The organism is Mycobacterium sp. IDUB_5 (genome assembly GCF_055419565.1).
Genome location: NZ_JBVAXX010000007.1, coordinates 365,627 through 378,834, shown reverse-complemented (window position 1 = coordinate 378,834; position 13,208 = coordinate 365,627). Strand labels below are relative to the sequence as shown.

At 68.1% G+C, this 13,208-nt stretch carries 14 protein-coding genes; 7 read left to right on the top strand and 7 right to left on the bottom strand.

Translation table 11 applies throughout. The features are described 5' to 3' along the window. Positions 1–3: 3 nt before the first annotated feature. The gene (locus tag ACZY1G_RS24290) at positions 4–246 is read right to left on the bottom strand and encodes a hypothetical protein (protein ID WP_463817697.1); all 243 of its coding nucleotides are present in this window, start codon (positions 244–246) and stop codon (positions 4–6) included. Between the two features lie 166 nt (positions 247–412). On the opposite strand from ACZY1G_RS24290, the gene ACZY1G_RS24285 reads away from it, so the two are divergent. Beyond that, entirely contained in the window at positions 413–1,300 is an 888-nt protein-coding gene (locus ACZY1G_RS24285) for an alpha/beta fold hydrolase (protein ID WP_463817695.1), read from the top strand. A gap of 6 nt (positions 1,301–1,306) precedes the next feature. Here the strand turns inward: ACZY1G_RS24285 and ACZY1G_RS24280 are convergent, their stop codons facing one another. Next, positions 1,307–1,579 (bottom strand): WhiB family transcriptional regulator, encoded by a 273-nt coding sequence (locus tag ACZY1G_RS24280; protein WP_463817693.1) that lies wholly within the window; start codon positions 1,577–1,579, stop codon positions 1,307–1,309. A 121-nt stretch (positions 1,580–1,700) separates the two neighbouring features. Between ACZY1G_RS24280 and ACZY1G_RS24275 the strand changes: the two genes are divergently transcribed. Beyond that, positions 1,701–2,351, top strand: coding sequence for a TetR/AcrR family transcriptional regulator (locus tag ACZY1G_RS24275; RefSeq protein ID WP_463817692.1), 651 nt, complete (start codon positions 1,701–1,703; stop codon positions 2,349–2,351). Here ACZY1G_RS24275 and ACZY1G_RS24270 read toward each other — a convergent pair. Genes ACZY1G_RS24270 through ACZY1G_RS24260 form a run of 3 tightly spaced genes read right to left on the bottom strand, consistent with a single transcriptional unit; the run spans position 2,334 to position 5,191 of the window. Next, positions 2,334–4,133 (bottom strand): sulfatase-like hydrolase/transferase, encoded by a 1,800-nt coding sequence (locus ACZY1G_RS24270; protein ID WP_463823829.1) that lies wholly within the window; start codon positions 4,131–4,133, stop codon positions 2,334–2,336. The two genes, ACZY1G_RS24275 and ACZY1G_RS24270, sit on opposite strands and share 18 nt — an antisense overlap. Then, positions 4,130–4,576, bottom strand: a complete 447-nt coding sequence (locus tag ACZY1G_RS24265; protein WP_463823828.1) for an SRPBCC family protein — start codon at positions 4,574–4,576, stop codon at positions 4,130–4,132. Before ACZY1G_RS24265 ends, ACZY1G_RS24270 begins: the two co-directional genes overlap by 4 nt. A 39-nt stretch (positions 4,577–4,615) precedes the next feature. After that, a complete protein-coding gene (locus ACZY1G_RS24260) occupies positions 4,616–5,191 on the bottom strand; it encodes a TetR/AcrR family transcriptional regulator (RefSeq protein WP_463823827.1) in 576 nt (191 codons plus the stop codon). A 126-nt stretch (positions 5,192–5,317) separates the two neighbouring features. On the opposite strand from ACZY1G_RS24260, the gene ACZY1G_RS24255 reads away from it, so the two are divergent. The 4 genes from ACZY1G_RS24255 to ACZY1G_RS24240 all read left to right on the top strand — a co-directional run bounded on the left by ACZY1G_RS24255 (position 5,318) and on the right by ACZY1G_RS24240 (position 10,438). Next, on the top strand, positions 5,318–7,558 hold the full coding sequence (locus ACZY1G_RS24255; RefSeq protein WP_463823826.1) for an acyl-CoA dehydrogenase family protein: 2,241 nt from the start codon (positions 5,318–5,320) through the stop codon (positions 7,556–7,558). 15 nt (positions 7,559–7,573) lie between these two features. Further along, positions 7,574–8,782: a thiolase family protein gene (locus ACZY1G_RS24250; RefSeq protein ID WP_463823825.1), complete on the top strand. Its 1,209-nt coding sequence runs from the start codon at positions 7,574–7,576 to the stop codon at positions 8,780–8,782. A 6-nt stretch (positions 8,783–8,788) separates the two neighbouring features. Next, entirely contained in the window at positions 8,789–9,196 is a 408-nt protein-coding gene (locus tag ACZY1G_RS24245) for a Zn-ribbon domain-containing OB-fold protein (RefSeq protein WP_463817686.1), read from the top strand. Positions 9,197–9,292: 96 nt separating this feature from the next. Next, positions 9,293–10,438: a thiolase family protein gene (locus ACZY1G_RS24240; protein ID WP_463823824.1), complete on the top strand. Its 1,146-nt coding sequence runs from the start codon at positions 9,293–9,295 to the stop codon at positions 10,436–10,438. Between the two features lie 4 nt (positions 10,439–10,442). Here the strand turns inward: ACZY1G_RS24240 and ACZY1G_RS24235 are convergent, their stop codons facing one another. Further along, entirely contained in the window at positions 10,443–11,741 is a 1,299-nt protein-coding gene (locus tag ACZY1G_RS24235; RefSeq protein WP_463817683.1) for an acyl-CoA dehydrogenase family protein, read from the bottom strand. A gap of 93 nt (positions 11,742–11,834) precedes the next feature. Here ACZY1G_RS24235 and ACZY1G_RS24230 point away from each other — a divergent pair, with 93 nt between their 5' ends. Further along, positions 11,835–12,509 (top strand): 2-C-methyl-D-erythritol 4-phosphate cytidylyltransferase, encoded by a 675-nt coding sequence (locus ACZY1G_RS24230; protein ID WP_463823823.1) that lies wholly within the window; start codon positions 11,835–11,837, stop codon positions 12,507–12,509. Here ACZY1G_RS24230 and ACZY1G_RS24225 read toward each other — a convergent pair. Beyond that, positions 12,475–13,191 (bottom strand): IspD/TarI family cytidylyltransferase, encoded by a 717-nt coding sequence (locus ACZY1G_RS24225; protein ID WP_463823822.1) that lies wholly within the window; start codon positions 13,189–13,191, stop codon positions 12,475–12,477. The two genes, ACZY1G_RS24230 and ACZY1G_RS24225, sit on opposite strands and share 35 nt — an antisense overlap. Positions 13,192–13,208: the final 17 nt, after the last annotated feature.

Sequence of the window (13,208 nt, the reverse complement as noted above, 5' to 3'; positions counted from 1 at the left end):
GGGTCAGGCGGAGACCTCGACGGGCGCAGGTTCGCGCGCCTGCGAGGTGAAGCAGAACATGCTCGCCACGAAGCTCAACAGCGCGACCGCCCCGGACAGCAGGGCCAACAGCGTCTCCGACAGACCCCAGCTGGCGAGCGCGAATGCGAGCGCGATGATCGCCGAGATCAGCAAGAACAGCCCGGTCGTGGCCACCGCCTCGTTGAACGGATCGTCGGCGCTGACGTTGTGAGGCCTCGTGGCCATGACTTCCTCCTCCGGCTGCCGGCTTCTCAGCGTGTCGCGACGGAAGTTACCCGCTCGTCAATGCCGGAAAACCTGCCTCCGCGTGATCGCGGTCACCCCAGTCCCGCAGAGTGTGTTCTGCGACGATGGGTCGCATGAAGCCGGCCGGCAGGGGAACTTTCTAGTCATGAGCGACGTCAAGTTTCTCGATCTCCACGGCGATCGACTGGCCTACCGCGACGAGGGCAGCGGGGATGACGTGCTGCTTCTCATCCACGGGATGGCAGGAAGCTCCGACACGTGGCGGTCGGTCATCCCGCGGCTGGCCAAGCGCTACCGCGTGATCGCCCCTGACCTCCTCGGCCACGGCCAGTCCGCGAAGCCCCGCAGCGACTACTCGCTGGGCGCCTTCGCGGTCGGTCTGCGTGATTTCCTCGACGAGCTCGGCATTGCCCAGGCAACGGTGGTCGGCCAGTCGCTGGGCGGCGGTGTCGCGATGCAGTTCGCCTACCAGCACCGCGAGTACTGCCGCCGGTTGATCCTGATCAGCAGCGGCGGCTTGGGGCAGGACGTCGGGTGGACGCTGCGCTTGCTGTCCGCGCCCGGGGCGGAGTTCCTGTTGCCTGTCATCGCGCCGCCGCCCGTGGTGCGGGTGGGCAACGCGATTCGGGGCTGGTTCTCGGCGCACAGCATCCAGTCGCCGCGGGGCGCGGAGATGTGGAGCGCGTATTCGTCGCTGTCGGACTCCCAGACCAGGCAGGCTTTTCTGCGCACTCTGCGGTCGGTGGTCGACTATCGAGGTCAGGCTGTCAGTGCGTTGAACCGGTTGTATCTGACTTCGGAGCTGCCGACGCTGGTGATCTGGGGCGACGACGACCACATCATCCCCGTCGAGCACGGCCGCGCCCTCGCCGAGGTTCGTCCGTCCTGCCGCCTCGCGGTGCTCCCCGGAGTGGGGCACTTTCCGCACGTCGAGAAGCCCGATGCCGTCATCGACCTGATCGACGATTTCGTCGGCGCGACCGCAGAGCGGAACGAACCGAGCTCGCCGGAACCGACCGAACGGTCCCGCTGACTGAAGTCAGCGTTTCCGAACGGGATGGCCGTTGCGTTCGGCCAGCGAACGCAACTGCTTGAGCGCGAACTGCCGATTGCGGCCACCTTCGGGCAGCACGATGCCTGCCCATAATCCGACGGCCCCAGGCGTCACGCAGGCCTCACGGGCGCACTGCCATCTGCGCGGGCAGGACCGGCACAACTCCTTGGCACCTTCGTCGGTGGCCGTGGTCCAACGGTCGGGATCGCGCGTGCACGGCGCGGTCCACGGAACTTCCTCGATCGATATCGGATTCATGGCCACACCCCTTTTCTCGCCCTCACGTATTCCCCGTCGACGACGACGATACGCATGTATGGCAATGACGATACATATGTATGGTGTCCGTCGCCCGTGCCGAGTTGTCTACGGTTACCCGGTGGCCTCTGACACGCGCAGCGGGAGATCTGACGAACCCCGCAACGTCGAGCGAATTCGGCAGGCCGCGCTGCGCAGTTTCGCCGAGATCGGCACGGCCGCGACGACGATGCGCGGGGTGGCCGCCGCCGCGGGAGTGTCGCTCGGTCTGGTGCAGCATCACTTCGCCACCAAAGCCGGTCTGATCGCCGCGGTCGACGAGTTCGTTCTCGAATTGGTGGTGTCGTCCATGGCGCGGCCGCTGCCGGAACCACCCGTCGATTCGGTGGCCGAGATCGGCGGGCGCGTGACCGGAATCTTCAACGAGTACCCGGAGGTCGCCGCCTATCTGAGCCGGGCGATGGTCGACGGCAGCCCCGTGGGGGCTCGGCTCTTCGACGCCCTGATCGGAGTGGGCGTGGCTCGGTGGCAGCAGCGCATCGACCGCGGCGAGGTACGCCCGGATGTCGACGTCACCTGGGCTGCGATCAATGCAATCGTGCTCGCACTCGGTGCGATCAGCCTCAGAGCGCACGTCGATCGGCATCTTCCCGCGCCGTTGACGGAACCGGTGCAACTCGAGCGGTGGCAGCGTTCGGTGGACGCGCTGCTGCGCGACGGCCTCTTCGTGCCGCGGTCTCAGCGGCCGGACGGTTCAGCCCCGGCGGAGTAGACGACCCCCATCCCTACCTCGCGGCGACCGACGCCGGGCATAGGGCCACGGGTTGTTCCTCTCGGGGATTGCTGCCGCGCGAACGGTTTTGAGCTGAGTCCGAAGGTAGGCGCGCAGCTCGAGGATGTCCTCATCGGTCCACCGGTTGTGCATCTCGGTGGGATCGGCGTCGAGGTCGTAGAGCTCCCATTGGTCGTCGAGTGGGTCCGATCGGTACATAGTCCCGCCCATGCCCGTCGCCGCCAGCTGCCGCACCCCCGGCTCCGTCCACGTGGCCGGGTCGTCGAAGGAGCGAACCAGTTTCCACAGATGGCCCGCCCCGTTCGGCGCGGTGTCCTCGTCGACACGCAGCACCAGGCCCTCGAAATTCGCGGCGGTGTGGGCCGGGATGCGGATGCGCAGCGGTCGAGGCACCGCGGCGGTCAATCTCAGCATGCGGGCCACGCCGGACGCTCCCGTGTCACCTTCCAGGACGTTGTCACGCGTCATCAGGTAGACCGCACGGGTGCCGTCGGCGTCCGCACCGTCGACGACCGGCATCAGGTCCCGGCCGGGCAACGGGTGTACCTCGGTGAACGATTCGGCGAGTATTGTCGCCAGGGCCGGCACGTCGACGCCGGCAGCGGAGAGCAGGGTTGGCACCAGGTCGACGTGGGAGGTCGGCGCACTCACGGGGCGAGCCGTCGACGAGCAGCGTCCGACGCGGGCGATGACCAGCGGCACGCGAGTGGCCTCGTCGTAAAGGTTGAACCACTTCTGGTGCAGCCCTCCGTGCGCACCCAGCAGATCACCGTGATCGGCGGTGCGCACCAACACCGCGTCCTCGGATCCGCCTTCGGTGACGGCGCGGCGTACCCGGTCGATCGGGTCGTCGACTTCGGCGTGCAGACGGTAGTAGAGATCCCGGTAGGTCTGCGCGTTGCGTTCGTAGGTGCGCTGAATCACCCTGCTGGGGCCGTACCCCGAGTAGTACGCCTCCCGAAAAGCGATCTGGGCGGCGGGCTTTGCGGACAGGTCCTCGTCGGCTGAGGGTGCAGGCGGCACAGGTGGCGGATCGAGGTGGGATGCGCGCAGCGGACTGCGCCGCGACCACGCCGGGAACAGCACGATGTCATGGGGGTTGACGAAGCTCGCGACGAGAAGGAACGGGCGCAGGGCTTCTGCGTCGCCGCGTCGCCGCCGCGCATAGCGGTCCTCCAGCCAGGAGACCACGCGGTCGGCGATCAGCGGGTCGCGGCGGATGCCGGCGTCGGACAGTCTGGCGCCGTGGGGTTCTGGGCCCACCCATCCGGAGAAGCCGTAGGGGCCGAGGGGGTCGGCATCCAGATATCGCTGAACCGCGTCCGGGTCGACCACGCCGTCCTCGTCGTTGGTGACCAGCGATCGGCCGGTGCGGGGGTCGACGAGATCGGCGTGGGAGATGTGCCACTTGCCGTCATAGTGGGTGTCGTAGCCGGCCGCGCGAAACCAGTTGCCGAGCGTGGGCACGTCACCGGGACGCAGCCAGCGAAGCCGGGAGTCATCGTGGGCCTTGCCGATCCCGTCCGTCTGGGTGACACCGTGCAGATCGGGATACTGCCCGGTGAAGATCGTCGGTCGGCTCGGCACGCACGCCAACGAGCCCGTGTAGTGGCGGACGAACTGCACGCCGTGGGCATCGAACCAGGCTCGTCCGGGCAGCATCTCCCGGCGCCAGGCGGCCAGCGCAGGTGGCTCGTAGGGTGGCGCCGCCCGCTCCTCATCCGTCATGACGATCACGATGTCCGGGCGCGGGGATGTCATGACGGGAGCCTTTCGAGTGCTTCGGACAACGACTGCAGCAGCGCTTCGGAACGTCGAGCCAGCAGCCGGGCCAGCACGCGCTCGGCGACTGGGCCTATGAGCGGGGCAGTGGCGGAGACCGTGGAAGTCAACGTGACCACGGTCGCGTTGTCGCGCGGGTGCAGCACCCATCGGTTGGCCACCGAGAAGCCCTGGGGGACACCGTGGATGGTGTAGCCCAGCACGATAGGCGGCTCGAACTCGTTGATCGTCTCCAGCAGGGTGTCGCGACCGACCTGCACGCGACGCTGCGAACCCACCCGTGGCGGGCGGTCGGTGTCGCGGAGCATGCAGCAGTGGTCGACGCCGGTGGCCCACCGGGCCAGGCTTCCGAAGTCCGTCAGCAGGTCCCACACCTGCGCCGCGGGCGCGGCGACGGTGCGGGTGCGACTGAGCTCGACCATGGGTCCATCATCGCCGTTGGTGCCCGCGGGCGTGGGGGATCACCGTCTGATCAGCCCGGCGAGCACCGTTCGCGTGATCGTCTCTGCGCGGTCGGTGGGGAACGCCCGACCTTCGGTCAGTACGGCGTAGACGATGCCGCCCACGATCGCGTCGGTCGCATCCGCGGCAGTCGCTTCCGCGAAGCCATGGCCGCGCAATCGGTCGCGCACCGTGTCGTGCAGGGGAGTGGAGAAACCCGCGCGCAACCGCTGCGCGGTTTCCGGATGTTCGATGCCTGCGGTGGTCAAGATCCTCAGCATCGCGTTGCCTCGGGCAGTGGTCAGCGCGGCGGCGAGTTCGACGGCCCAGGAGCACAGGTCCGCCGTGACGTCCGCGGTGGCGGGCACCGGGCGCAGGATGCGATCGGCGTCGGCGAGGATCACGTCGGCGACGAGGGCGTGCCGGCTCGGCCACCAGCGGTAGATCGTCTGTTTGCCCACCCCGGCGCGGGCCGCCACCGCTTCGATGGTCAGTTTGTCGAAGCCGCGAAGAAGCAGGAGTTCGCGCGTTGCCGTGACGATCGCCTGGCGGGACTTCTCACTGCGTCGACGAGGCGCGTTGACCGTCGTGGCCATGTCTGTCTACCTCCTGTCGAGCCTCGTCGGGCGGCTTTACATGCGGGGATCGCGCCCGTAGTCTCTCACAAGACGAGACGTTGCGTCTCGTGAAGTTGGCGGTGGCTTCTCAGAAGGGTGGGGGCAGTGGCAGTCGCGGCGTCGATCGGTCTGACCCCAGAGCAGGCGCAACTCGCCGGAGCGGTCTCTGACTTCGCGGCACGGCACGCGCCGATCGACAAGACCCGCGCCGCCTTCGATTCGCTGACGGCTGGCGAGCGTCCCCAATGGTGGGATCAGTTCACCGGCAACGGCTTTCACGCCGTACACCTACCTGAGCAGTGCGGTGGTGGCGGCGGCACGGTTCTCGACGCCGCCTGCGTGCTCGAGGCCGCCGCCACCGCGATGCTGCCGGGTCCGGTGCTGTCGACGGTGATCGCCGGAACCGTCGCCATGCTCGCCGACGACAGTCCAGCCGTGCGAGAGCTTCTGACCCGGCTCGCGGAGGGAATACCTGCGGCGGTCGTCGCCGACCGCGACGTGCTGCGGGCGTCCGCGACCGACGACGGCTGGACGCTGAGCGGCACGACGACGGCGACGCCAGGGCTCTGCTCGGCGCAGGTCATCTTGGTCACCGCGCGGTCCGCGGGCCGGACGCTGTGGCTGATCGTCGACCCGACGGCCGCGGGCGCGGACGTCACACCGCTCGACGGCACCGACAAGACCGTGGACGTGGGTGTGCTCAGGCTCGACGACTATCCCTGCCCGGCGCAGAGCCGATTGACCGGAATCGACGACACCCGTGCGCAGTGCCTGTCGCTGGCGTTGACCGCGGCGACCGCGTCCGGTCTCATCCGGTGGTGCGTGACGGCGGTGACCGCGCATCTGCGCACCCGCGAACAGTTCGGTAAACCGATCGGAGCCTTCCAGGCCCTGCAGCATCAGGCGGCCATGCTGCTGGTGCACAGCGAGCTCGCCACCGCGGCGGCCTGGGATGCCGCCCGCTCGGCGTCAGAGTCGCTTGCGCAGAACAGGATCGCCAGCGGCACTGCGGCCTTGATGTCGATAGGCCCCGCCCCGGGTCTGGTGCTCGACGCGTTGACGATGTTCGGCGCGATCGGCTACACGTGGGAACACGACCTGCACCTCTACTGGCGCAAGGCCACCAGCCTCGCCGCATCGATCGGACCGATCAGTCGCCATGCCCACCAGCTCGGTGAACTGACACGCACCGAAAGTCGCGACGTGTCAGTCAAACTCGGTGATCTCGACTCGGATTTCCGCGAGTTCGTGGCGACGGTGCTCGACGATGCCGCCGCGCTGCGCAACGACCGGCCCGGTCGTCAGGGCGACTATCCGAACCTCGCAACCGGTCCGCAGCGGACCCTGCTGGCCGACGAGGGGCTGATCGCCCCGCACTGGCCCGGGCCGTGGGGCGTCGACGCCACCACTCGTCAGCAGCTGATCCTCGACGAAGAATTCGCGAAACGGCCTCAGCTGGTGCGTCCTTCCCTGGGTATCGCAGAGTGGATCCTGCCGTCGCTGATCAGTGCAGCCCCCGCGCACGTCGCTGCGGCGCTCATCCCGCCGACGCTGCGCGGTGAATTGGGTTGGTGTCAGCTGTTTTCCGAACCCGGTGCGGGCTCGGATCTGGCGTCGCTCACGACACGCGCCACCAAAGTCGACGGGGGGTGGCGGGTCAGCGGGCACAAGATCTGGACATCCTCGGCGCACACCGCCGACTACGGCGCCCTGCTGGCGCGCACCGACCCCGACGCTGCCAAGCACAGGGGCATCGGTTACTTCGTCGTCGACATGCGTTCCGAGGGCGTCGATGTGCAGCCGATCCGGCAGGCCACCGGTCAGGCGCACTTCAACGAAGTCTTCCTCACCGACGTTTTCGTCCCCGACGACATGCTGCTCGGTGATCCGACAGACGGCTGGCGGCTGGCGATCTCGACCATGGCGCAGGAGAGGGTCGCGATCAGCGCCTACGTCAATGACGACCGTGCCGCGATCCTGCGTACCCTGGCCGGCCGCGGCGGGCCCGATCACATCCAGGTGCTCGCCGCACTCGGTGACGCCGACGCGCACGCGACCGCAATCAAGGTGTTGGCGGTGCGCGAGGTGATGCGCCTGCTCGACGGGCAGGCGCCCGGTCCCGCGTCCAGCGTCGCCAAAGTGGCGATGAACGTGATGCTGCGCCGCACATTCGCCGCGTCCCTCGAATTGTCAGCTCCCGCAGGACTGTTGGAAAGCGGCGACGTCGACGGCGCGTCGCTGATCGAGCAGTACTTCCACCTGCCGGCCGAGTTGATCGGCGGCGGGACCAAGGAGATCCAGCTCAACATCATCGCGCAGTTCATTCTCGGGTTACCCCGTCCCTGATCGACAGGAGAACACATGGGCCTGCGTGGCGAGGCTGCCATCGTCGGATATGTCGAGCTGCCGCCGGAACGGATGAAGGGAGCGAGCGCCGCCCCGTTCATGATCGAGCAGTGGGCGCAGCTCGCCGCTGCGGCCCTGGCCGACGCGGGACTGTCGGGTGAGGACGTCGACGGCATCGTGACCACCCACCTCGCCGAGTCGGAGATCTTCGTTCCGTCGACGATTGCCGAATATCTGGGTGTGCGAGCCAATTTCGCTGAATTGGTCGACCTCGGCGGGGCCAGCGCCGCCGCGATGGTGTGGCGCGCTGCGGCCGCGATCGAGCTCGGCATCTGCGATGTCGTGGTGTGCGCCATCCCGGCGCGTTATCTGACCCCGATGTCGGAGCGGCGGCAGCGGCCGCTGACCGATGCGGTGTTCTTCGGTGCTTCGAGCAACCAGTTCGGCTCGCCGCAGGCCGAATTCGAGATCCCGTACGGCAACCTCGGGCAGAACGGTCCCTACGGCCAGGTGGCTCAGCGCTACGCGTCGGTGTACGGCTACGACGAACGGGCGCTGGCGAAGATCGTCGTCGACCAGCGCGTCAACGCCAACCACACCGAGGGTGCGATCTGGAAGGACACGCCGCTGACCATCGAGGACGTCTTGGCCAGCCCGGTGATCGCAGACCCGCTGCACATGCTCGAGATCGTGATGCCCTGCCTGGGCGGCGCCGCCGTCGTGGTGGCCAATACCGATGTCGCCGCACGTGCGACGAACAGGCCGGTCTGGATCACGGGGTTCGGTGAGCAGGTGCCCTACAAGACGCCCACCTACGCCGAGGATCTGCTGCACACGCCGATCATCCGCGCCGCCGAGACGGCGTTCACGATGGCGGGGCGCAGCCGAGCAGACATGGACATGGTCTCGATCTACGACTGCTACACGATCACGGTCCTGCTCAGCCTCGAAGATGCCGGCTTCTGCGAGAAGGGGACCGGCATGCAGTTCGTCACCGAGCACGACCTGACGTTCCGCGGTGACTTCCCGCTCAACACCGCAGGGGGTCAACTCGGCTTCGGTCAGGCGGGCACGGCAGGCGGTATGCACCACGTGTGCGATGCGGCGCGGCAGATCATGGGCCGCGCCGGGGCGGCGCAGGTCGCCGACTGCCACCGGGCGTTCGTGTCGGGCAACGGCGGCATCTTGTCCGAGCAGACCACCCTTGTGCTGGAAGGAGACTGAAGCGACATGACGTTCCAACGGCCGATGCCGGTGAAAACGCCGACCACGGCCCCGTTCTGGGACGCGTTGGCTGCGCACCGCGTGATGATCCAGTACTCGCCGTCGTCGCAGTCGTATGTGTTCTATCCCAGGGTCCTCGCGCCGCGCACGCTCACCGACGATCTCCAGTGGCGCGAGATCTCGGGGATGGGGTCGTTGTACACCTACACCGTGGCGCGTCGACCTGTCGGTCCGCATTTCGCCGACGCGGTGCCTGCGCTGCTCGCGATCGTGGAATGGGACGAGGGGCCCCGATTCTCGACCGAGCTGGTCAACGTCGAGCCGCCTGACATCACGATCGGCATGCGGGTACGGCCGGTGTTCTGTGACTACCCCGAGCACGATGTCACGATGCTGCGCTACGAGCCGGCGTGACCTGACCGTCGACCACGGTTCGTAGCGGGCGGCGGGCGTGTAGTTTCGAGCCGAACTCGCACGGGCGGCATCCTCGCCCAGAGGGGAGCGGAAGCCATGCGCGAGACCGTCATCGTCGGTGCGGTGCGCACACCAGTCGGCAAGCGCAACGGTGGACTGTCCGAACAGCACGCGGCTGACCTGTCGGCGCTCGTACTCAACGAACTGCTCGAGCGCACGGGTGTGGACGTCGAGCTCGTCGACGATGTCATCTGGGGCTGTGTGTCGCAGGTCGGTGATCAGTCGAGCAACATCGGGCGGTTCGCCGTGCTGGCGGCTGGCTGGCCCGAGCGCATCCCCGGCACCACCGTGAACCGGGCCTGCGGGTCCAGCCAGCAGGCGCTCGATTTCGCCGTACACGCCGTGATGTCGGGCCAGCAGGACGTGGTGGTGGCCGGGGGAGTCGAGGTGATGAGCCGGGTACCGCTGGGTTCAGCGCGCGCCTCCGGCATGCCCTATGGGCCCAAAGTGCTTGCCAGATACGACGGTTTCTCCTTCAACCAGGGGCTCTCGGCGGAGATGATCGCCCGCCGCTGGAACCTCTCGCGCGCACGCCTCGACGAATACTCCGCACGCTCGCACGAACTGGCGGCCGCCGCCCAGGACAGCGGCGCCTTCATCGACCAGATCATGCCCGTGTTCACCGAGAGCGAGGTCATCGCTGCTGACGAGGGCATTCGGCGCGGTACCACCGCGGAGAAGCTGGCGGCCCTGAAGCCGGCATTCACCGACGACGGGGTGATCCACGCCGGTAACTCCTCACAGATCTCCGACGGCGCCGCCGCTCTGCTGGTGACGACGGCGGAGAATGCGGTGCACCTGGGCGTCACGCCGCTGGTGCGTTATCGCGCCGGCGCGGTCACCGGGGCCGACCCGACGCTGATGCTGACCGCGCCGATCCCGGCGACGGAGAAGGTCCTGCACAAGGCCGGCCTGGATCTCGATGCCATCGGAGTGTTCGAGGTCAACGAGGCGTTTGCGCCGGTGCCGCTGGCGTGGTTGGCCGACACCGGCGCCGACGAGACGAAGCTCAACCCACTCGGTGGCGCCATCGCTCACGGCCACCCGCTCGGCGCGTCGGGGGCGGTGCTGATGACTCGAATGATCCACCACATGCGCGACAACGACATTCGCTACGGGTTGCAGACGATGTGCGAGGGAGGCGGCACCGCCAACGCCACGGTCGTCGAACTCATGGCGTGAGCGGTCACTGATTGCCGATATCGCGCTCGAGGTGCTCGGCCAACCATTCCCGCGCCGTGTCTCGCTTGCGCGGCAGCCACTCTGACGGCCACACGTCGTCGCTGGCCGAGTAGGCCCGCAGCACCTGCTTGGCGACGGTGGTCTTGTGTACTTCGGTCGGCCCATCGGCCAGCCCCAGGACAGCCGCGCCGGTCACCATCGACAGCAGCGGCATCTCGTTGCTGACCCCGAGTGCGCCGTGCACCTGTATGGCGCGCCAGGCGATGTCGTGCAGAACAGTCGGCATCACGACCTTCACGGTGGCGATGTCCTTGCGCACCCGCTTGTAGTCGTTGTACTTGTCGATCTGCCACGCCGTGTACAGGACCAGCAGGCGGAACTGCAGCAGTTGCGCGTAGCTGTCGGCGATGTAGGTCTGCACTGTCTGCTTGTCGGCCAGCAGACTCCCGGCGGTCCTGCGGCTCAGCGCTCGCTCGCACATCATGTCGACCGCCTTGCGGGCCAGCCCGATCGTGCGCATGGCGTGGTGGATGCGGCCACCGCCCAGGCGGGTCTGGGCGATCACGAAGGCCTGCCCTTCGCCGCCCAGCAGGGCCGAGTCCGGCACGCGCACATCGCGATAGTGGATGAGTGCGTGGCTGCCCTGACCCTCGGGCTCGCCGTGCAGGCCCACGTTGCGGACGATCTCCACCCCCGGGGTGTCTGTCGGCACCAGGAACATCGACATCCCCTGGTACGGGCTCACATCCGGGTTCGTCACCACCATCACGATCAGGAACGACGCGGTGTTGGCGTTGGAGGAGAAGAACTTCCACCCGTTGATCACCCAGTGGTCACCGTCGCGGGTCGCGCGCGTGGTGAACTGCGTGGGATCGGCGCCGCCCTGCGGTTCGGTCATCGAGTAGCTCGAGAACAGCTCTCCGTCCAGCAGCGGGCGCAGATAGCGTTCCTTCTGGTCGGGTGTGCCGTAGTGGGCGAGGATCTCGGCGTTGCCAGTGTCGGGTGCCTGGCAGCCGAAGATGACGGGCGCCCACGCTGACCGGCCGAGAATTTCGTTGAGTAGCGCAAGCTTCACTTGACCGTAGCCCTGCCCGCCGAGCTCGGGGCTCAGATGGGTCGCCCACAGACCCTTCGACCGGACCCGGTGCTTGAGGTCGTCGACGATGCTGCGGCGCTCCGGGGTCAGCGGTGTGAACTGCAGGTGGGGCCACACCAGGTCCAAGGGCTCGACCTCGTCACGGACGAAGCCGTCTGCCCAGTCCAGCAGGTCCTGGTAGTCGGGCTCGGTAGCGAAATCCCACATGCGGCCTCCTCGTCGCGGTGCGCTCCCCTCACCCTGTCTGCGGTGGTGCCGGCGGCGGGGCGTTTTCGTGTTCTTCGGTATAGCCTCGGCCGCGTGGAACTGACCGCCGTTCTTCCCCTGCCGGCTCAAATAGCCGACCGGGCCGATGCCGTGCTGACTCCGGTGGCTGGTGATTCTCCGCTGATCCGTGCGGTGCGCGCCTTGACAGAGGTCGCGACCGTGATCGTCGCCGCTGCGCCCGTGCTCGCCGTCGCGGTCAAGAAAGTCCTTGTGGCGCAGGGCTTTCCGCAGGCTGCAGTGGTCACAGCGGCGGCGCCGGGGGACGCGGCGCGTTGCGTGGAGGCGGCGCTCGCCGACGATCTGATCACCCGACACGTCTTGCTACACGATGTCGGATGGCCGCTGGTCGACCCCGAGGTGGTGCGTAGGCTCGCCGCAGCCCTGCAGGGCGGCGCTGAGTGGGTGGCGCCCGCCCGGCCCGTCACCGACAGCATCAAGGCCGTCGACGGCGACGGTGTCGTCGTCGCGACACTGGACCGCAGCGAGCTGGAGGTGGTGCAGTACCCGCGCGGTGTCGCCGCCGAGGTCCTGCGGTGCGCAGTGGCCGGCGTTGCGGCCGACCGATTCGACGATCTCGATGCTGTCCTGTCGACCCACACCTTGGAACTCGTCGCCGGCGACCCACACGCGTTCGGCGTCGAGTTGCCCCGGGATGCAGACTATTTCGCGGCCGTCATGGCGAGCCGGCAGCCCGATTCTGCGCGGTGAGCAGATGGTGAGCCACCGCCACGTCACCCGGGTAGGTCACCTTGAGGTTCGCCGCGCTGCCGGGGAAGGTGTGCACGCGGACGTCGGTATAGCGCTCGACGCACGACGAGGTGTCGGTGCCCTCGAAGCCGTCGCGCTCGGCGCACCGATAGGCAGCGAGCACGTCGCGGGCGCGAAACGCCTGGGGGGTCTGCACTCTGACCACCGCCTCGGTCAGCGGCCGCGCCGCGCCGTCACGCACCCTGGCCAGGCCGGTGACCGCGAGGGCCGGCAGCGCTCCGCCGACGTCACGGGCCAGTGTGATCGCCGTGGTGAACATGCCGGCATCGGCGAGCGGGCGGGCGGCATCGTGGATCAGCACCACGTCGATCGCCCCGGATTCGATGTCCTCGGACAGATAGCGCAACACGTTCATCTCGGACTGGTGCCGGGTCGGTCCACCCTCGACGAACTCGACAGGTGCGCCGGCCAGTTCGCGGGCGACGGTGCTGCGCGCCAACTCCGCCTCGCCCTGCCGAAACACCAGGACGGTGCGTGCCACCGCGGGTACGCGCAGCAGAGTGTCCAGCGACCACACCAGCATGCTGCGGCCGTCCAGCGTCAGGTAGGCCTTGTTGCCGTCGGCCCCCACGCGGGAGCCGCTACCGGCGGCCAGGACCACTGCCACCGCGTCGGAATCCATGGACGCACAGTATCTCC